This window comes from Sphingopyxis sp. (assembly GCF_965227415.1).
Lineage (GTDB): Bacteria > Pseudomonadota > Alphaproteobacteria > Sphingomonadales > Sphingomonadaceae > Sphingopyxis.
On sequence record NZ_OZ245749.1, the window covers coordinates 165,516 to 185,333 of the forward strand.

Below are 19,818 nucleotides of genomic sequence, written 5' to 3' on the forward strand. Positions count from 1 at the left end.
AAGTCGGCCACCGAAAAATATTATGACAGGCTTGGATGCATCCATAACAAAAGCGCATGACGTTGCCCGCCATCTCGCAATCTTATTATATGATGCGAAAGGGAGGGACAAAGATTGGCCTATTTGCTCGCGCCTACGCGTCGCCGATTGCTGGGAGCAGGAATTTCGGTCGCATTTCTTCCGATAGCCACGGCGGGCGGCGACCGCCCCTTGCGCGTCAGCCTGCTCGGTCAGGCGCTGATCAAGAAGGATTTGCGAACGATCGGATGGCAGGGGCTCGGCGAATTCCGGCGTCTGTTGAGCGCCAGCGACGCTGTCTTCACCGACCTCGAGACCGTGATCGCCGGGCCGCTCGCTGGACAATCGACGCGCCCCGCCGACAGCGAAGTCCTTCACGTCGGCGATGCGTCGGTCATCGATTGCCTCCGCGCGATCGGCGTCAATATCGTCGCGACCTCCAATAACCACGCCTGGGATCTCGATACCGGAGGCATCCTGTCGACGATCGACGCGCTGCGCGAGCGCAAAATGGCCTTTGCAGGCACGGGCCGCGACTTGGCCGAGGCGAGCGCGCCGGGTCTGTTGCAGGGGTATGCGAAGGTCGCGCTCGTCGCAGCGGCGGCCGGGGCGATCCGCGATGGCGCCGCCGCGACCGCCGACCGCGCGGGCGTCAACGAATTGCGGCGCGACGCCGATGGCGCGTTGAACGCGGTCGATATCGAGCGCTATCTCGCGGCGATCCGCCTGGCGGCGGGCAGCGGCGCGACGGTGATTGCCTATCTGCACAGCCATTATTGGGAGCCGCGCAAGTCCGACACCCCCGAATGGCAGCGCGACCTCGCGCGCCGCGCGATCGAGGCGGGAGCGGTTACCTTCGCTGCGCATGGCGTCCCCGAAATGCAGGGCATCGAATATTACCGCGGCGCGCCGCTGTTCCACGGGCTTGGCTCTTTCGTCTTCCAGTCCGAAAAGCCCGACGGCGCTTACGGTGCCGAAGCGTGGCAATCGATCATTGCCCATCTCGAAATTCGCGCGGGCAATGTCGCGGCGGTCAAGCTGACGCCCGTGCAGCTTGACGCGAAGGGAGTTATGGTCGGCGGATCGCAGGTCAGGGGAACCCCCCATATTGCGCGAGGCGCCAACGCGCGCATCATTCTCGATCGGGTCGAGGCACTCACCCGATCCTTCGGCAACGCAGCCCTTCCAGCCCCGGCGAATTAGCCTCGGCTCACCGCCCGAAAGATTTTCTTCATCGCAAAACGGCGTCGCGGCGGTTGACGAAACCAATATCAATCTTTTAAGTTGAGATTGTCACTCGGAGCTGGTCGAGACGGGTGACGGGCTCTCCCGCTCTCTTCTTCGACCCGCGGCTTTTGAACGGGAAAGCAGCTTGCTCCGCGTTACCAACGGCTAAAGCGCGTGATGCTCGGGCGACATCGCCAGGCATTGCGTTCCCCCTGAAGGGGTATTGCGATGCGTATGTGTAGCACCAGACTTTAAACGATCGCCGATCCTGCGCGTGGGGTAGCGGACCGACCGCACCCCGCTCCGCGCAGCGGCGCCTCCCATAGCTCCTGTCGCTTCTCTCCTCACGCGAGGCGTTGCGGCCGAACGTCCGGCGCGTCTGCGCCGGCGCGGGAACGATCATGCCTTTGCTGACCCAATCCGACCTGTCGGATCTGGCTCGCTATCCTGCGTCCCTGCGCAGCGCCGCCCGTGCGCTGTGGGGCGACGGGCTGGCGTCCGCCCGATCCGACGCGCCGCGCCGCGCCATCATTCATCACACAAAAAAGGGGGCGGGATCGCCGCCCGGGGACCCATTATAATGACCAAATTCTCTCCCGATGATCGCTTGAAGCTTTTGCTCGGCGCCGCGTTGCTGGTTCCAGCGACGCCTGCCTTTGCCGCGGAAACGGCCGCCGACGACGCGAGCGCAGCCGCCGAGGCGGCGGTTCCTGTCGGTATCGACGATGGCGACTATGCCAACGAAATCATCGTATCGGCGCGCCGCCGCGACGAAAGCGCGCAGGACGTTCCGATCGCGCTGTCGGTCATCGGGTCCGAAGCGCTGGAGGCGACGGGCAATTATACGCTGACCCAAGTGCAGCAGATCGTTCCCAGCCTGCAGGTATTCAGCTTCAACCCGCGCAACACCAATATCAACATCCGCGGCCTCGGCAGCAATGTCGCGCTGACCAACGACGGGCTTGAAAACGGCGTCGGCTTCTATATCGACAATGTCTATTATGGCCGCGTCGGCCAGACCCAGTTCGACCTGGTCGACTTGCAGCAGATCGAGGTGTTGCGCGGGCCACAAGGGACGCTGTTCGGCAAGAACACGACCTCGGGCGCCATCAACATCTCATCGCGTCGGCCGAGCTTCGACCCCGAATTTTCGGGCGAGGCGAGCGTCGGCGATTATGGCTATTACCAGCTGCGCGGATCGGCGTCGGGCGGGCTGATCGACGACCTGCTCGCGGTGCGCCTGAGCGGTTCGGTGACCGAGCGGCGCGGTTTGCTCTACAACACGACCCAGAACGAACGCGCCCAGGACTATTCGAACTGGAGCGTGCGCGGGCAATTGCTGTTCACGCCGAGCGCCGATCTCGAGGTCAAGATCATCGGCGATTTCTCTCGGCAGAAGCAGAACCACGTCCTCAACGTCTTCGCCGGCTATTTCGGCACTTATGACAATGGGGTCGTCATTCCGAACAATTTCGCGGCGCGCGCGGCGCGCTTTCCGACCTACAGCTTCCCGACGATCGATCCCTTCGCGCGGCGCGGCGAAGCGAACAGCCATTATCAGTCGAACATGGACGGCTATGGCGTATCGGGGCAGGTCGATTGGGACATTGGTGCTGCCAAGCTGACGTCGATCACCGCCTATCGCTGGTGGGACTGGAACCCTTCGAACGACGGCGATTCGACGTCGCTGCCCGTGATCACCAAGGCGCAACAAGCGAACCGCCAGCGTCAGTTCAGCCAGGAAGTCCGTCTCGCCTCCGACAGCGACGGCCCGATCAACTATGTCGTGGGCGCCTATTATTTCTGGCAGGTCATCCGCGGCAAAGGGGCGACCGCATACGGTCCCGCCGCGGGCCTGTGGAACCTGCCGACCGTGCCGGTGGCGGTCAGCAACGCGGCGCTCAACGGCTTCGAAGCCAATTCGACCTCCGACCCGCGCACGCGCAGCTATGCCCTGTTCGGCCAGCTCGACTGGAAATTCACCGATCAGCTGACGCTGACCGCGGGCCTGCGCTTCACGCACGAGAAAAAGGACGGGTCGTTCAACCAGTTCCATGTCGCGGGGATCGACCTGTCGACGCTTCCTGCGGCGACGGCCGCCGCGGCGCTCGCCATCCGCAACCAGTTCAATCCGCTGACCAGCTATTCGACCGCCTTTACCGACAACAGCCTGTCTGGCCTCGCAACATTGTCGTGGCAGTTCAGCGACGATGCGCTCGCCTATGCGACCTTCTCGCGCGGCAACAAATCGGGCGGGCTCAACCTGACCGCGCTGCCGGCCGGTATCGATCCCGACGTCGCCCCGGAAAAGGTCGACAGCTATGAGCTGGGCGTCAAGTCGCAATGGCTCGACCGCCGCGTGACGCTCAACGTGGCGGGGTTTTGGACGGAGATCAGCGACTATCAGACCGCGATCATCGAACAGGTACCGAATACCGTCAATTTCCGGCAGTATATTGCCAACATCCCCAAGGTGCGATCGCGTGGTTTCGAAAGCGACCTGACCTTCGCGCCCAGCAAGCGCGCGAGTTTCTATGCCTCGGTCGCCTATGCCGACACGACGTACAGCGACTATCCGAATGCGCCGCAAGCGCCGGAGCGGCTCTACCTCGGTTCGATCCAGGACCTGACCGGCAAACAGCTGCCGGGGGTACCGAAATTCACCTATACGCTGGGCGGCGATGTTTCCGCGCCGCTCGGCAATCTGGGCGGGCGCGACCTGTCGCTGTATGCCCATGCCGATTATTCGCACCGCTCGACGTTCAACACCTCGTCGAGCGACAGCCGCTACGCCGATGTTCCGGCCTATGGCATCGCCAACGCGCGGATCGGCTTCAAGACCGACGACGGCTTGCTCGACGTGTCGATCTGGGCGCGTAATCTGTTCGACAAGGATTATTTCCAGACGCTGTCGCCGGCCGTCACCGGCCTCGTTACCGCGCTGATCGGCGAACCGCGCACGATCGGCGCGACGCTGCGGACGAAGCTCTGATGAACAGCGCCCCCCCCCCGACCGCGGGCCAGCTCGCGCGCTTCTCTGCGGTCGCGGTGCCGCTCGCCGCCGCTGGATTGCCGCTGGGTGTCTATCTGCCGGCGATTTACGCCCGCGACTATGGCCTGTCGTTGACCGTGATCGGCGTCATCTTCCTGCTTGGCCGGCTATGGGATGCAATCGCCGATCCAGTGATGGGATCGCTCAGCGACCGCACCCGCAGCCGCTATGGTCGTCGCAAGCCGTGGATCGCGGCGGGTGGGGTAGTGTTCGGGCTTTCGTCGATCTTCCTCTTTTTCCCACCCTTCGGGGTGACGCCGCTGTCGCTCGGGATCGTCCTGTTCTTTTTCTATCTCGGCTGGACCGCGGTGCAGATCCCGTTTCAGGCCTGGTCGGGCGAAGTGTCGGGCGACTATCACCAGCGCACGCGCATCGCGACTTATCAGACCGTCGTGACGTCGAGTGCTTTGTTGTTGACGCTGATTTTGCCGACGATCTCCGACCAGCTGCACCCCGGCGACGGGCGTCTGCAGCTGTCGCTGATGGGCGGACTGGTGCTGCTCTCGATCGTCCCGGCGCTGGTCCTGACGCTGACGGCGCTCCGCGAACCGCCGCTGCCGCCGATCCCGGTGAGCAAGCCCAGCCTCAAGGAAACGATCCGCGCGATCATTGGCGAGCCGCTGCTCCTTCGCGTCCTCGCCTCCGATTTCGCGGTGACGCTGGCGCAGAACATCCGCGCCGCGCTGATCGTCTTTTTCGTCACCTTTTACATGGGCCGACCCGAATGGGCGGGCGGTCTGTTCCTGTTCCAGTTCGTCTTCGGGATTTTCGCCGGACCGATCTGGCTGAAGATCGGGCGCCGCTATGGCAAGCATCGCACCGCGGTGGCAGGCGAGCTGGTGCAGGTCGCAGTGAACCTGTCGCTGTTGCTCGTCACCCCCGACACCTTCCCGTTACTGCTCGCGTTGACGCTGGCGCAGGGACTCGCGCAGGGGTCGGGCAATCTGATGCTGCGCGCGATCGTCGCCGACGTCGCCGACAAGCACCGCCTCGACAGCGGCGAGGATCGCACGGGGCTTTATTATTCGGTGTTCAGTCTTGCCGGGAAGACCGCGACGGCGGTCGCGGTCGGTGTCGCGCTGCCGCTCGTCAGCTGGCTCGGTTTCGATCCCAAGGGCGCGAACAGCCCTGCGGCGCTGAGCGGATTGCTGGTCGTCTTCGCGCTCGGCCCCGCCATCGCCCACGCCTTTTCCGCTGCCCTGATCGCGCGCTTCCCGCTCGACGAGGCCGCGCATGCCGAAATTCGCCGACAGCTCGATCCGGGGCCGCCCGACTATGCGTTCGCCGAATAACCCCCGCCGTCCAACCGCTTAGGAGAATGATCATGACGGACCTTCACAACAGCTACGCCAATGCCCGCGACAAAAGTATCGACCTCGACGTCACCCCGGTGACCGGCACCATCGGTGCCATCGTCAACAACGTGCAATTGTCGGGGGATCTGCCTGCGGCCACCGTACAGGCGATCCAGGCCGCGCTGGTACGGCACAAGGTGCTGTTCTTTCGCGACCAGCAGCATCTGATCGACGCCGAGCATGAAGATTTCGCCGCATTGCTCGGCGACCCGATCGCGCACCCGACGGTGCCGGTTGCCGAAGGGTCGCGCTATCTGCTCGAACTCGACAGCCGCGAGGGCTATGCCGCGTCGAGCTGGCACACCGATGTGACCTTCGTCGATGCGTATCCCAAAGCGTCGATCCTGCGCGCGCTGACGATCCCCGAGGCGGGCGGCGACACGCAATGGGCGAACGGCGAGACCGCCTATGAAGGTCTGCCCGAAGTGCTGCGTCAGCTTGTCAACACGCTGTGGGCGACGCACACCAACCTTTACGACTATGCTTCGATCCTGCAGTCGGCGCCCGACAACGACACGGCGCGCGAACGGATCAAGGAGCATCGCAATGTCTTTGCCTCGACGGTCTATGAAACCGAGCATCCGGTGGTGCGCGTGCATCCGGTGAGCGGCCAGCGCAGCCTGCTGCTCGGCCATTTCGTCAAGCAGTTCGTCGGGTTGAACGCTACCGACAGCGCGCGGCTGTTCCAGACGCTGCAGGACCATATCACCAAGCCCGAGAATGTCGTTCGCTGGCGCTGGCGCGAGGGCGACGTGGCGATCTGGGACAATCAGGCGACCCAGCACCGCGCGACCGCCGATTTCGGGCTGCAGCGCCGGACGCTGCGCCGCGCGACGATCGCGGGCGAGATTCCGGTCGCGATCGACGGACGCAAGAGCCGCACCGTTCGCAAGGACAAGGCGGTTCAATACGAACCCGCCTGACGAGATCGGCCGGCGCTTATGGCTCTCCCGATCCTTCCTGTGACTGCGCCGGTCCTGTCTGCGGCGCGCCCGGGTTTCATTCGCCCGGGCGCGCCGACCTTTTGATTGCAAAGGGATTTTCCGAATGTTTCGCTTCGCCTCAATGCTCGCTCTTGTCGTCGTGGCCGCGTCTGTACCGGCGCAGGCCAAGGAGCGGCGGCCGAACCTTCTCGTCATCGTCGCCGACGATCTGGGCTATTCGGACCTCGGCGCGTTCGGCGGCGAAATCCGGACCCCCAATCTCGACAAGCTGGCGCTTCAGGGCATTCGTCTTGCGGGCTTTCACACCGCACCGACCTGTTCGCCAACGCGTTCGATGCTGCTGTCGGGAACCGACAATCATCTGGCCGGCCTCGGCACGATGGCGGAGATGATCCGTCCGAACCAAAAGGGCAAGCCGGGTTACGAAGGCTATTTGCGCAGCGACGTCGCGACGCTGGCCGAGCGTCTCGGCGCCAATGGCTATCGCACGGTGCTGTCGGGCAAATGGCATCTGGGGCTGACGCCGCAGCAGGATCCGCACGCGCGCGGCTTTCAGCGCAGCTTTGCGCTGCTGCAGGGCGGGCACAATCATTTCGGCACCGACGCCGATCCCTCAGCCGACCCCGCCACGCGCGGCGTTGCCACCTATCGCGAAGACGGCAAGGCGGTCGCGCGGCTGCCGTCCGATTTCTATTCGAGCGACTATTTTGCGACCCGCCTGATTGGCTTTCTCGGCGAACGGCACGGGAAGGCGAGGGGGGAGCAGCCCTTCTTTGCGTATCTCGCCTTTACCGCGCCGCACTGGCCGCTGCAGGCGCCGCCCGAGGATATTGCGCGCTATAAAGGCCGCTATGACGAGGGGTTCGACGTGTTGCGCGAGCGGCGGTTGGCGCGGCAGCGAGCGCTCGGCATCCTCGCGCCCGACGTCATCGCCCACACGCCGCGCAACCGCGACGGCAGCTGGGATTCGCTGACCGCCGACCAACAGCGGCTCGCCGCGCGCAACATGGAAATCTATGCCGCGATGGTCGACCGGCTCGACCAGAATGTCGGCCGGGTGATCGAGTCGCTGCGGGCATCGGGCGAACTCGACAACACCGTCATCGTCTTCCTCGCCGACAATGGCGCCGAGGCGCTCGACGTCGAAACGACGGGCGCGCAAATGCTGGCCAGTTCGCTTGAAGGCGCCGATAACCGCATCGCCAATCGCGGCGCGGCGTCGTCGTACCTGACCTATGGCGCCGGCTGGGCGCAGGCCGCGACCGCGCCGTCATGGCTGACCAAGGGGTATCAGAGTGAGGGTGGCACGCGTGCGGTAGCCTTTATCAGCGGTGCTGGCGTGGCGCGGCGCGAAGGCGTCGAGACCCAATATCTGTCGGTGGCCGACATCGCGCCGACTCTTCTCGATCTGGCCCGAACCGATACGTCCGAGACGCAAATCGGCGGCCGTACCGTTCGACCGATCACCGGCCGCTCCTGGCTGCGCTGGCTCCGTGATCCGAGCGCGCATGTCTATGGTGCGGAGAATGGGATCGGATCGGAGCTTTTCGGATCGCGATCGTTTCGCCGCGGTGATTGGAAGCTGACGGACATCGGCGACGGCAACTGGCGCCTGTTCGACATCGCCCGCGATCCCGGCGAAACGCGCGACCTGTCGCTGTCCGATCCCGACCGGAAAGCGGCTCTGGCCGCGGCCTGGGACGATTATGCCAAGCGCGTTGGCGTTACCTTGCCCGACGCCATTCCTTATCGTCCCTGACGGGTCTTCTCGGTGTTCAGACGATTCCGGTTGCAATCATTTTCGCTCGAATGTTTTCCCCGGCCCGGAAGGCACGCACCTGATTAGCGCAATGATTAGTGCCGCTACAGGCACGCGCGATGCATGGTTCGACAAGTTGACACGTGTGGCACTCGAGCGTGGAGTTGTGATGACCTTTTCCGGACCATTGGAAGATCGCATGGCGCTTCGCGAACTGCTCGACGCCTATGCCGACGCCGTATGTCGCCACGATGCCGCTGCCTGGGCGACGACATGGGTCGAAGACTGCCTTTGGGTTCTTCCCGGTTTCGGCGAGTTTTCTGGAAAGGCTCTGGTCGTCGACACATGGCAAACCGCGATGGAGGCGTTTCCCGGTATCGTTTTTCGGGCCTGGCCGGGTGCTATGACAATCGACGGGGATCGGGCTTCGATGCGATCCTACACGTCCGAGACCTATACGCGCGATGGCGTCACTCACCACGACATGGGAGTCTATGACGATATTTGCTCCAAAGTCGGCGGGCGTTGGCATTTCGTGAGCCGCAATTTTCTTCCGCTGCGCCGAGAGCCAGCGGTTCGTTAGGAAGCATTCTGCCTCCATCATCTGCGATACGACAAAGGGGATGCCGATGAAGATCATCGTCGAAGCAAAGGTCGATATTGATCCGGCGCGTCGTACAGAGGCCTTGGACGGCGCGCGACAATGGATCGATGGCGCCCAGGCTCAGCCCGGGTGCCTTGGCTATTTCTGGACCGCCGATCCGCATGATCCGGCGCGCATACATGTGTTCGAGGAGTGGGACAGCCCTGAGGCTTTGTCTGCTCATCTCGCTGGTTCGCAGTATCGAGGAATGCTCAGCCACATTTCGGCCTATGGCCTGACGAACGCGATCAGCCGCAAGTTTGCCGTCGAACGCGAGGGGCCGGTTTATAATGATGCAGGTCTTGCGACCGCCGCTTTCGAGGTATCCAGCTGAAGGTGAATAGCCGTGAGGGGCCTCGTGGTCTGCTGCATGTCGTGGGTGTGGCGACGCATATCGCCCGGGCCTCCCCCTCGACTGGAGAGCTCTTCAAATTCGTTAGAGTTTGTGCGCCCAATTTCCGAAAGCATGAGCACTGTTCAGTAGACGGCGGCGGCCAATTTGCTCTGGTTGGTGACACGCCTCGAAGAGGAGACCCGGATCGGCAAGGGCGGGACCCTGGCGGCGCAGCTGTCGCGGCTCGACCTGATCGTGCTCGACGAGCTTGGATATCTGCCGTTCGCACGCTCGGGAGGGCAGTTGCTGTTCCACCTCATCAGCAAGCTTTATGAGCGCACCAGCGTCATCATCACCACGAACCTCGCGTTCGGCGAGTGGCCTACCGTCTTCGGCGATCCCAAGATGACCACGGCGCTGCTCGACCGCGTCACCCACCACTGCGATATCGTCGAGACGGGCAACGATAGCTGGCGCTTCAAAAACCGCAGCTGACCGCCACCTTCGCCGCCTTCAAAAATCTATCTTGCGCTGCGTGCGCCTCCGGTCGGGCTACGCCCGACCTCCGCCGCACGCAGCGCAAGGCTCACCTCAACAAACCCCCATCATATCCGCAAGGGGGTCCTTCTTCGACGCCGATCGGGGGTCCCGTTTGAACGCCGTTTGACACTCGCGGGTAAGGCCGCCGGCGAGGATATTGTCCAAGCCCTCGATTCCGGTTGAGGCGACGGCCCGTTGGTCGATAGTCTGGCTGGTCAATTTCCGCTCCCTAATGGTTTATCTCTAATGCACATGGCGGGATCGGGTTGCCGGAGGCAAGTCCGGGGAGAGTCATTTGGGCGTAATCCCGGACGGTTGCCGTGGAAAAAACGGACTGCACGCCAGTCAGAAAATCAGCAAATCAAGCCTGCAACGCGCGGAGGCCCTCCTCGATTTTTTCAAAGTTGAACGGTTTCATGAGGACAGGCCTGCCTTCATAGATCGGCGTAGCAGGCTGAACGAACCCTCCCGTACACACGAGAAACGATATCTGCTTTTTGTAAAGGGCTTCGGCGATAGGCTCGCTTTTCTCGCTACCGGCGAGATGAAGGTCGACAAATGCTGCGTCGATTTGAAGATCGGCAATTGCCGCAAGGGCAGATGCCACATCTTCAACCACCGCAACCGTCTTGCGCCCGAGGAGATCCAGATAGTCCTCCAGCATCATCGCCACGAGAGGATCGTCCTCGACGACCAGAATATTGACGAGCATCGGGCCCCTCCGGGTTGATGAAATCGGCGGTCAGGCGCGCACAAGATCGGACAACGGCCCGCTCTTCGATATGTTCCACGGCACGTGCAACGCTCACGCCGACGCGACGAACGAGTCCCAAGTCTGTGGCCGTCCTGCCGCGTCAAGATCGAAATATCAGGGTGTTTCAATTGTTGGGGCTGAAGCAGGTCGTGCTGTTGCTGAGATAGTCACGCACCGCATCGTGGCTCGGTCCAACCACTGCTACCGCGATCAGGATCCGCGGATGATGCACGCCTAATATGCGGACCCAGGCAAGCATCGCCTTCGGGTCGCTCCGGTTAATCAAGCCATCGTCCGGGAGTCCTGTATTCATGATCGCGGTCCTCGTTCCGTGCACATCGGCAAGGCGATGGAAAGTCGCTTCGGGGATTGGAATGGTCATGCCGCAGATCTCACGCGTATCGGCGTATAATCGCACGTGAACATGAGATCCTTGCGGGTTTGGCTAGGTACAAGATGCACATGCAGTCGCTGCGGGCCGCCACTGTCGCTGAGGGCGATTGCTTGCTCGGCCTCATAAATATCGTCGCGGTGCGGCTCGCGCCAATCGGCCGCGCTCTTGAGGGCGCGAGCCTTGGCCTTGGGCAGGCTGTCGGCCACAACGAAGATATTCTTGTGCTTCTCGAGAAACTCGCCCTCGGCGTAGCCGCCCAGATTGACATAGTAGAGGCGCTCGGGTCCGGCGAAGGGCTCGGGCCGGAGAGTTACGTCATGGCCGTCGACCTGGTCGATCTCTGCCCAGCAGTCGATATGGAGGCTGTCGGGAATGCCCCACCATTGGCGGCGAAGCTCGTCGTAGGTCTCGGTGATCGAAGGCGCGACGACAAAACGCATGTCATGGAGTTCGATGTTGGCGCCTTCGATCTCGCCGCCGATGTAGATTGCAAAAAGCTTCATGCGGCAATCTCCCCTTCGTCATTGGCGGGAGCCGGAGGCGTAGCGCGCAAAAGCGCCATTGCGAGCTGTTCGGCAACAACGAGGCCCATCTCGTGCGAGCTGGTGATGCCTTGAATGAAAGGGTGCCTTCCCAGCAGAAAGGGAAGGCTGAGGCAGAAGAGCTGATCTTCTGGAATGGCGTCTGAGACCGGATGGAATTGGTCGTCGATTGCGATCCCGCGCGAAGCGCCCGCCGGCGCGCCGGGCTGTGCGTCGCGCACGATGCCTTGCTGCAGGAGCGAGGGGAAGGGAAAGCTCTTCGCCTGCAGCGGCCGCTGCCCGGTCGCTTCGATGAAAATCGGGAAGGCGTGACGCTTGCTCATTGCGGTGACGACCGCCCCGCCTTCGGGCCGATGGCTGTCGATCCGATAATCGTCCCCGATAGCAAGCACGTCGAGCTTTCCGGCCCGATGCAGCGCCAGCATACGCCGGATCGATTCATGCGGGACGGTGGCATAATCGTCGACGAAAACCGGTTTGAAATGCTTGGCGAAGCGCCGATATTCCTCGGCGTCGAGGTGCGGCACGATCAGCGCCAGAACCTCGTGCATGCGCAGAATGGCATAACGCCAGGGTACCGTATGCTCGCGCTCGTAATTCCATCGCGCTTCGGCCAGGTTGGTTTCTGCCCATTCGAAGGGGTCCACGTCGGCGCGTTCGGCAAAGTAACGCTCGCAAAAATCCTCCAGTTCGAGATTGGCGAGGTCCGTTCTGGCCGCATAATCCGGATCCGCGGCAATGAGCTCCTGCTTGAACAGCGCGAAGGCGGGGTCGAGCAGCAGCCCGTCGGCAGCGATCAAGGCCTCCATCGCTTCGGGCGTACAGATCGATAGCGGCTCATAGGGCAGCGGCGCGAAAAAGTCTGCCTCGGGAAGCAGCCCCTTTCGCGACATCATCGTCATGTGGAACTCGTCTGTGCCGGGCGCGGGCTCATAGATGAGCTGATCCTCGCCATCTTCGGTGAATTCACCGTGTGACACCGCAAGCGCCACAGCCGCATCGATCGCGCTCAGGGACGTTCCCCGAATTCCGATCTGTGTCGGTGCAATGTCCGCCAGCGCCGACGCAGGCCAAGGACTGAGATAATAGCCCGGACGCGCTTGCGGATCCTCGGGCCATTGGTGCCCGGTCGCCAGCACGACATGGTCGAAGCGCGCCTCGCTGAGCGCGCCGGACCGGGCGCGGACGATGAGTTTCATCGCGGTCTGTTCGCTGATCGCATCTACGATGCGGCAACGTGTCCTGACATCGACCGAAATGCCGCGGGCTTTTGCCCGGTCGAGGACGGCGTGAAACTGGTCTGTGAAAAAATCGCCGAGCGCGAGGCGCGGATAAAAGGTCCGTTCGCCAATCTCGTCAGGATCGATTCCGAGGGCCAGTAGGCGGCTGGCCGGCTGGGCCCGTAGCCAGTCGATCAGCGTCATCTCCAGCGCCGGAATCTCGATGCTGGCGATGTTGGAGAGCATCGCCGGATCGTTCCAGCCGGGGCGATAGGGCGTGCCGCGCCCCGCAGTTGGTTGCTCTTCGAAGATGGTGAGCGAAAAGGGCGCGGTGCTCCGATCGAGTAGAGCATGCAGCGTGTAGATAGTGGTCGGGCCGGCGCCGACAAATGCGATCGATCTGGTCATCGCACTATAATGCGCCGCGCGCAGAAAGGGTGCGCGAATAATGACCAGCATAGATCATATTTTACGACTGTTGCGGGTCGATCCCAGCTCAAGCGGAGTGTTCGAAGAGCGAGCGGAAACGGATTGTCTTGGCGGACCGCAACAGCTGCTAACGACCTGGGTTCTCGAGGTTGAGGTCTGTTGCAGGCCTCTTGGGCGGCCCCACGTGACTTGCGCAAGACGGAACCAATGCCGCCCAGACTTGTTCTATTTCCGGACGCACTGCGGTCCGCAGCACGTCCCAAAAATCATCGACTCATTGGGTGAGGCCTTCTGTCGCTTCAACTTGGAAGGTATACGCCTGTGTACGAAGCTCCCGATCGCACGTCGTTCGACGAAGGCCTGGAAGCCTGTCAATCGCTTGGCCTCGGCGGAACTGATCCGGTCCGCCTCGCGCTGATCGGCGGTTTCCTTCCCCGGCGCTGCGGGATCGCGACCTTTACCGCCGATATATTCGCTTCGCTTCGAAACGCGGCGCCGGATCTTGCGGTCGATGTTTATGCTATGGCGCCTGCCGGGGTACAGACGGTTTTCGATCCTGTCGTGCGCGCATCGATCACCGAAGGCGTTGCCGCCAGCTTTATCGAGACAGCGAAGGCGATAGACGCGAGTTGCGCCGACGTGGTTTGGCTTCAGCACGAATTTGGGCTGTATGGCGGGCCGGGGGGAGATATGGTTCTCGAACTGGTCGACCGTCTTGCCGCGCCGCTGATTATCACGTTTCACACCGTTCTTGCCAAACCCGACGAAGACCAGCGGCGTGTAATGGACCGCCTGATCGCACGCGCCAGCAAGCTCGTCGTGATGTCCGAACGCTCTCGCGACCTTCTGCGCAACATCTATCGCGCCGACGAAGACCAAATCTCGCTCATCGCGCATGGCGTCCCTGACCGGCCGTTTGGCCGCGCGCTGCGGTTCAAGCCGAAGTTCGGATTCGAGGGCAAACAGGTCGCATTGACCTTTGGGCTCTTGTCGCCGGGCAAGGGGATAGAGGCGGTCATCGAGGCATTGCCTTCGATCGTCCAAGATCACCCCGACTTCCTCTATTGTATCGCGGGAGCCACGCATCCCAATCTGCTGGCCCATGAAGGCGAAGCCTATCGAGACCGGCTTCAGGCGCTGGCCGTGTCGCTCGGGGTCGATGCGCATGTCCGGTGGATCAATGCGTTCATGGACACGGACGATCTGCTCGATCTTCTCGAGGCGGCCGACATCTATGTGACGCCTTATACCGGTGCGCAGCAATCGACGTCGGGCACGCTGTCCTACGCGATGGCGCTGGGCAAGGCCGTGATATCGACGCCCTATGTTCACGCCGTCGAACTGCTCGCCGAAGATCATGGCGTACTGGTACCCTTCAACGACAGCAAGGCGATCGCAAACGAGATTGGCTACCTGCTCCGTCATCCCGATCGGCTGCTCACGCTGCAGCAGCGCGCCTATGACCGCAGTCGCGACCTGATCTGGCCGGTGTTCGCGGAGAGAACCTGCGCGCTGATAAGCGAGAGCCGCGTCGTGCGGAAATCAGCGCCCATTCCCGACCGGATAGGCATCGACGGGTTTCTTCGCATTTGTGACGATACCGGGATCCTCCAGCACAGCGTTCATATGGTCCCCGATCGCGCGCACGGCTATTGTGTCGACGACAATGCGCGCGCGCTGATGCTGATGCACCGGCTGGACGACAATGCGCTCGCTAGGTGCGGACAATTGACCTCGGTGTTTGCGGGTTTCGTTCAGCATGCCTGGAACCCCGACCGCGGCGAATTTCGCAACTTCATGGGCTTCGCGCGCAACTGGCTCGAGGATGTAGGATCCGAGGATAGCTGCGGGCGCACCCTCTGGGCGCTCGGCGCGACGGCCCGCGACGCACGTGACGCCGGTCTCCGGCAATGGGCGCATGAGCTGTTCGAGCGTACTGCTGCATCCGCTCTGGATTTCCAGTCGCCGCGTGCCATCGCCTTTGCGATGATGGGCGCCGACTTCGTGCTCGCGACCCATCCCGACCAGGACCTGGCGAACCGGATATTGCGCAGCGGCGCCGACCGGCTGATTGCGCTCTACGAAGTCGCGGCGCGGCCAGACTGGCGATGGTTCGAGCCGGTGCTCGCCTATGACAATTGCCGAGTGCCAGAAGCGATGTTGCGCGCGGGCGTGCGGCTGGAGCGTTCCGACGTCATCGCGTGCGGAGTTGATACGCTGCGGTGGATCAACAATGCGCAGATCTCGCCCGCCGGTCATTATCGCCCCGTCGGTTCCGACAGCTTCGGTCGTGCCTACGAACCGCCGCGCCCCTTCGATCAGCAGCCGCTCGAAATCTGGGCCGCCATCGACGCGGCTTCGGCGGCTTACGACGTAACCGGCGACGACATCTGGCTCACGCATGCGCGGCGGGCTTATGAATGGTTCGGCGGGTGCAACGACCGCGGCGTGATCGTCGGCGATGCGGTCACGGGCACGAGCAAAGACGGCATAAATCCGCGTGGGCTGAATCTGAATGAGGGCGCGGAGTCGGTTCTCGCCTATCAACACGCGACCTATGCCATTCGGGATTTTGTCCGGAAGGTCGGCTGAGAGGACAAGGATTTGCATCTGGTCCAGCATGAACTGCGGTTGCACGCCGACCCGACACGCGTCGTCGTGCGGCCCTTCCATCTAGCATGGCAGGCGTCGGGTCCCGATCTTGAACGCGTGCAGCGGCTGGCGCGCGAGATCGTTTCCCTCAATCCACGGACGGTACGTGCGGAACTCGGGGTGGTGCTGCGGGACTTCGCTGACCGGCACTGGCAGATCGAGAAGGTGTTCGAGGATCGCTTCAATGAGATCGAACCCAAGCTCGGGCTCGAAGGCCTGACTCTCAGGCGCGAAACCCGTCTCCTGATCGGCGCCTATTTCTGTCATGAATATAGCTATGCCGCGGCGGCCTTGATGAACCCGAGCGTCGTGCGTCATCCGGATCAAAGCGGGCTGCAACAGGGGAGCATCCGCATCCTGCTTTCGCTGCGCGCGGTGGGCGAGGGACATATTTCGACGATAGCGTTTCGCGAAGGCATCATTACCCATGATCGCGAACTGACCTTGCTGCCCCAACCGGGTTTCGCCACGGCGGCGATGCTGGGCCCACACCGCGAAGACAAACCCGACGATGTCGTCTCGCTCTATCGCCAGAAGGATAGCACCCTGTCCGGGACGGTGATTTTCCCGATCACCGAGGCCCAGCGAAACGGGCTCGAGGATCTGCGGTTGCTCGAGTTCGAGCGCGACAGCGGCAAGAGCGAGTGGATCGGCACCTACACGGCGTACAGCGGCCGCGACATCCAGTCCGAATTGCTACGCACGCGCGATTTCAAGGATTTCACACTGACGCCAATCAAGGGCGCCGCCGGGCGAAACAAAGGGATGGCACTGTTCCCGCGCAAGATCGACGGGCAGTTTTTGATGATTGGCCGCCAGGACGGTAAAAATCTGTATTTGCTGCGCTCCGACAAGATCGACGAGTGGGAGAGCGGCGGATTGCTGCTTGAACCGCGCTTCCCCTGGGAGCTGATCCAGATCGGCAATTGCGGCGCGCCGATCGAACTCGACGAAGGTTGGCTGGTGTTGACCCATGGCGTCGGCGCGATGCGCAAATATGCGATCGGCGCCGTCCTACTCGACAAGGATGATCCATCGAAGGTGATCGGTCGGACTGCCAATCCGATCCTTTCGGCCGCGGACGAAGACCGCGAGGGCTATGTCCCCAATGTCGTCTACACCTGCGGCGCAATCCGCGTCGGTGACGATATATTCCTGCCCTATGGCGTCGCCGACAGTTCGGTCTGCTTTGCGTTCGTCGCGATTTCGGAAATTCTGGCGGCGATGGATTAGCGCTACGCAACATATGGCGATGCGGCGGATTATAAGATGGTCGCGTACCGCGGCTGAAGGAACGACCGATGCCGAAAGCTCCGCCGCCGTCCCCCGCCACCGATCATGCGCTTCGCGAACACCAGCCCGGCGAAGGCCAGCCGAAGATCGCGGCGAACCGCGGGAACGGAGATGAGTTGCATCAGGACGTGGCGGCGAGCGGCAATCCGGCCGCTGCGTCATACCTGACCGATAATTTCGGCCACCGTATCTCGGACAACCAGAATTCGCTGCGCGCCGGTGAGCGTGGGCCGACGCTGCTTGAGGATTTCGTCCTTCGCGAGAAAATCTTCCACTTCGATCATGAGCGCATCCCCGAGCGGATCGTTCACGCGCGCGGTTCGGGAGCGCACGGCGTGTTTGAATGCACCAAGGCAATCCCCGGACTGACCAAGGCGTCGATCTTCCAGAAGGCTGGCGACTGCTGCCCCGTGTTCGTTCGCTTCTCGACCGTCGCGGGCGGCGCGGGGTCGGTCGATACCCCGCGCGACGTGCGCGGTTTCGCGGTCAAGCTCTACACCGACAGCGGCAATTGGGACCTCGTCGGCAATAATATCCCGGTCTTCTTCATCCAGGATGCGATGAAATTCCCCGATCTCGTTCACAGCGTGAAGATGGAGGCCGATCGCGGCTATCCGCAGGCGGCGAGCGCGCACGACACCTTCTGGGACTTCATTGGTCTGATGCCCGAGGCGATGCACATGATCATGTGGGCGATGTCCGACCGCACGATTCCGCGCAGCCTGCGCATGATCGAAGGTTTCGGTGTCCACACGTTCCGCTTCGTCAACGAAAAGGGCGACGGCAAATTCGTCAAATTCCACTGGAAGCCGGTTCTCGGCATCCAGTCGACGACATGGGACGAAGCGGTCAAGATCGCCGGCGCCGATCCCGATTTTCACCGGCGCGACCTGTTCGAGGCGATCGACGCAGGCGACTTTCCGGCGTGGGATCTCGGCGTACAGGTGTTCGACGAGGCCTTCGCGGCGGAGCAGCCTTATGACGTGCTCGACGCGACCAAGCTGATCCCCGAGGAGGATATCTCCGTCGAGATCGTCGGTCGAATGACACTGAACCGCAACGTCGATAACTTCTTTGCCGAGACTGAGCAGGTCGCCTTCCTGCCGTCGAACATCATCCCGGGCATCGATTTCAGTAACGATCCGCTGCTGCAGGGCCGGTTGTTCTCCTACCTCGACACGCAAAAGTCGCGGCTGGGTACGACCAATTTTCACCAGATCCCGATCAATGCGCCGAAATGCCCGTTCCACAATTTTCAGCGCGACGGGATGATGCAGACGCTCGTGCCGACCGGGCGTGCCAATTACGAACCCAACAGCCTTGCCGAAGCGGGCGAGAATGGCGGTCCGCGCGCCAGCACCGAAACGGGCTTCGCGACGTTCAGGACCAACGACGAGCGGAACGATCCTGCGCAGAAGCTGCGCATTCGCGCCGAACTCTTCTCGGATCATTTCAGTCAGGCACGGCTCTTTTATCTGTCGCAAACCGAGAATGAACAGGCGCATATCGCCTCGGCGCTGGTGTTCGAACTGTCGAAGGTCACGCTCGACCATGTCCGCGCGAGGGTCGTGGGCCAGCTTCGAAACATCGACGAGAATCTGGCGAAACGCGTTGCCGCCGGCCTCGCGATCGATCTGCCGGCAAAAGAAAAGGCCGCGCGTGCGCCGGTCGATCTCAAACCTTCCGACGCGCTGTCGATCCAGAAGAATGCCGACGACACGATGGAGGGCCGCAAGGTCGCGATCCTCTTCGCCGAAGGGTCGGACAAGGCGGCGATCGAAAAGCTGAAGGGAGATATCGAGGGCGCTGGCGGCACGGCTTTCCTCGTCGCGCCCAAGGTCGGCGGGATCAAGGTCAAGGGCGGCACGCTCAAGGCCGATGGGCAACTCGCGGGTTCGCCGTCGGTTCTGTTCGATGCGGTTGCCTCGATCCTGACCGACGAACAGGCTAAGGCGCTCTCGAAACAGGGCGCCGCAGTTCAGTGGTTCATGGACGCCTATGGGCATTGCAAGACGATCGCGCACGATGAGGCGACGCAGGTCTTGCTCGACAAGGCAGGAGTGGAGCCGGATGGCGGCGTCGTTGCGATCGACGGATTTGTCGATGTCGGCACGCGGCGCCACTGGGCCCGCGAGCCCAAGGTGCGCGATCTGGCTTAGCCGTCTATAGAGTCCGATCTGGTCGGCGCAGGTTGATTTTGCGATCGCCGCGCAGACGTAGACTTGAATCATTTTGCACGGCTGTTTCGGCTCGAGCCCGGCGGAGAGATTGCGCCCGGCAGCGGCGCAGATTCTTCTAATGGCGAATGCTCGGGAGGTCCGCGAACGTCCGCCATGCTGACAAACCCGCAGGAGCGGACGGTCTTCAATTGGCCACTGCCGGACGGACGGAGCGTGCTCTACCCGCAAAGTCGTCAGCGAACGCGAAGCGCTACAGTGTGGAAAAAATAGCTGCTTTCACAGCGATAGACTCGCGCTTTGCGCAGAGTTTTCCGACCCAATTCGCGGCCGGTCTCGACCTGGCTCCAGGCTGGAATAAATTTCACGATGATTTCATGGAAATGGTGGACGCACTAGGGCTCGAACCTAGGACCCGCTGATTAAGAGGCCGCTAATTCATTTAAATAAATCAGGTACTTAGCTGCATTCGTGTACGGTTTGAA

At 62.3% G+C, this 19,818-nt stretch carries 14 protein-coding genes and 1 pseudogene; 11 read left to right on the forward strand and 4 right to left on the reverse strand.

Going from position 1 to position 19,818, the window contains the following annotated elements; genetic code table 11:
- Positions 1–114: 114 nt before the first annotated feature.
- From ACO055_RS00795 to ACO055_RS00830, 8 genes and pseudogenes are all read left to right on the forward strand, one after another.
- Positions 115–1,221: a CapA family protein gene (locus ACO055_RS00795; protein WP_422060718.1), complete on the forward strand. Its 1,107-nt coding sequence runs from the start codon at positions 115–117 to the stop codon at positions 1,219–1,221.
- 604 nt (positions 1,222–1,825) lie between these two features.
- Positions 1,826–4,237 carry a TonB-dependent receptor gene (locus tag ACO055_RS00800; protein ID WP_422060719.1) on the forward strand — a complete coding sequence of 804 codons (2,412 nt, stop codon included), beginning with the start codon at positions 1,826–1,828 and terminating at the stop codon, positions 4,235–4,237.
- Complete coding sequence (locus ACO055_RS00805; RefSeq protein WP_422060720.1) at positions 4,237–5,589, forward strand: MFS transporter; 1,353 nt, start codon at positions 4,237–4,239, stop codon at positions 5,587–5,589. Before ACO055_RS00800 ends, ACO055_RS00805 begins: the two co-directional genes overlap by 1 nt.
- Before the next feature lie 32 nt (positions 5,590–5,621).
- Positions 5,622–6,575 (forward strand): TauD/TfdA dioxygenase family protein, encoded by a 954-nt coding sequence (locus tag ACO055_RS00810; RefSeq protein ID WP_422060721.1) that lies wholly within the window; start codon positions 5,622–5,624, stop codon positions 6,573–6,575.
- A gap of 142 nt (positions 6,576–6,717) precedes the next feature.
- Positions 6,718–8,355, forward strand: coding sequence for an arylsulfatase (locus tag ACO055_RS00815; protein ID WP_422060722.1), 1,638 nt, complete (start codon positions 6,718–6,720; stop codon positions 8,353–8,355).
- A 91-nt stretch (positions 8,356–8,446) separates the two neighbouring features.
- A complete protein-coding gene (locus tag ACO055_RS00820) occupies positions 8,447–8,938 on the forward strand; it encodes a nuclear transport factor 2 family protein (RefSeq protein WP_422060723.1) in 492 nt (163 codons plus the stop codon).
- 46 nt (positions 8,939–8,984) lie between these two features.
- Positions 8,985–9,332 carry a putative quinol monooxygenase gene (locus tag ACO055_RS00825; RefSeq protein ID WP_422060724.1) on the forward strand — a complete coding sequence of 116 codons (348 nt, stop codon included), beginning with the start codon at positions 8,985–8,987 and terminating at the stop codon, positions 9,330–9,332.
- A gap of 162 nt (positions 9,333–9,494) precedes the next feature.
- Positions 9,495–9,827, forward strand: a pseudogene (locus ACO055_RS00830) (ATP-binding protein); the annotation flags it as partial.
- Between the two features lie 406 nt (positions 9,828–10,233).
- Here ACO055_RS00830 and ACO055_RS00835 read toward each other — a convergent pair.
- From ACO055_RS00835 to ACO055_RS00850, 4 genes are all read right to left on the reverse strand, one after another.
- The gene (locus tag ACO055_RS00835) at positions 10,234–10,584 is read right to left on the reverse strand and encodes a response regulator (protein ID WP_422060725.1); all 351 of its coding nucleotides are present in this window, start codon (positions 10,582–10,584) and stop codon (positions 10,234–10,236) included.
- Between the two features lie 166 nt (positions 10,585–10,750).
- Positions 10,751–11,008, reverse strand: coding sequence for a DUF3606 domain-containing protein (locus ACO055_RS00840; RefSeq protein WP_422060726.1), 258 nt, complete (start codon positions 11,006–11,008; stop codon positions 10,751–10,753).
- Positions 11,005–11,523 carry a DUF1543 domain-containing protein gene (locus ACO055_RS00845; RefSeq protein ID WP_422060727.1) on the reverse strand — a complete coding sequence of 173 codons (519 nt, stop codon included), beginning with the start codon at positions 11,521–11,523 and terminating at the stop codon, positions 11,005–11,007. The genes ACO055_RS00840 and ACO055_RS00845 overlap by 4 nt, the downstream gene beginning before the upstream one ends.
- Positions 11,520–13,241, reverse strand: a complete 1,722-nt coding sequence (locus ACO055_RS00850; protein ID WP_422060728.1) for an FAD/NAD(P)-binding protein — start codon at positions 13,239–13,241, stop codon at positions 11,520–11,522. The genes ACO055_RS00845 and ACO055_RS00850 overlap by 4 nt, the downstream gene beginning before the upstream one ends.
- Before the next feature lie 330 nt (positions 13,242–13,571).
- On the opposite strand from ACO055_RS00850, the gene ACO055_RS00855 reads away from it, so the two are divergent.
- The 3 genes from ACO055_RS00855 (at position 13,572) to ACO055_RS00865 (ending at position 19,315) form a co-directional block, all read left to right on the forward strand.
- Positions 13,572–15,803, forward strand: a complete 2,232-nt coding sequence (locus ACO055_RS00855) for a glycosyltransferase family 4 protein (RefSeq protein WP_422062385.1) — start codon at positions 13,572–13,574, stop codon at positions 15,801–15,803.
- A gap of 12 nt (positions 15,804–15,815) precedes the next feature.
- Positions 15,816–17,096, forward strand: a complete 1,281-nt coding sequence (locus tag ACO055_RS00860) for a glycoside hydrolase family 130 protein (RefSeq protein WP_422060729.1) — start codon at positions 15,816–15,818, stop codon at positions 17,094–17,096.
- A gap of 68 nt (positions 17,097–17,164) precedes the next feature.
- Positions 17,165–19,315 (forward strand): catalase, encoded by a 2,151-nt coding sequence (locus ACO055_RS00865; protein ID WP_422060730.1) that lies wholly within the window; start codon positions 17,165–17,167, stop codon positions 19,313–19,315.
- Positions 19,316–19,818: the final 503 nt, after the last annotated feature.

Coding starts and splice junctions, on each gene's coding strand:
- ACO055_RS00840 (WP_422060726.1), bottom strand. CDS start 11,008: ATGACCATTCCAATCCCCGAAGCGACTTTCCATCGCCTTGCCGATGTG.
- ACO055_RS00835 (WP_422060725.1), bottom strand. CDS start 10,584: ATGCTCGTCAATATTCTGGTCGTCGAGGACGATCCTCTCGTGGCGATG.
- ACO055_RS00805 (WP_422060720.1), top strand. CDS start 4,237: ATGAACAGCGCCCCCCCCCCGACCGCGGGCCAGCTCGCGCGCTTCTCT.
- ACO055_RS00815 (WP_422060722.1), top strand. CDS start 6,718: ATGCTCGCTCTTGTCGTCGTGGCCGCGTCTGTACCGGCGCAGGCCAAG.
- ACO055_RS00845 (WP_422060727.1), bottom strand. CDS start 11,523: ATGAAGCTTTTTGCAATCTACATCGGCGGCGAGATCGAAGGCGCCAAC.
- ACO055_RS00800 (WP_422060719.1), top strand. CDS start 1,826: ATGACCAAATTCTCTCCCGATGATCGCTTGAAGCTTTTGCTCGGCGCC.
- ACO055_RS00850 (WP_422060728.1), bottom strand. CDS start 13,241: ATGCTGGTCATTATTCGCGCACCCTTTCTGCGCGCGGCGCATTATAGT.
- ACO055_RS00825 (WP_422060724.1), top strand. CDS start 8,985: ATGAAGATCATCGTCGAAGCAAAGGTCGATATTGATCCGGCGCGTCGT.
- ACO055_RS00820 (WP_422060723.1), top strand. CDS start 8,447: ATGATTAGTGCCGCTACAGGCACGCGCGATGCATGGTTCGACAAGTTG.
- ACO055_RS00865 (WP_422060730.1), top strand. CDS start 17,165: ATGCCGAAAGCTCCGCCGCCGTCCCCCGCCACCGATCATGCGCTTCGC.
- ACO055_RS00810 (WP_422060721.1), top strand. CDS start 5,622: ATGACGGACCTTCACAACAGCTACGCCAATGCCCGCGACAAAAGTATC.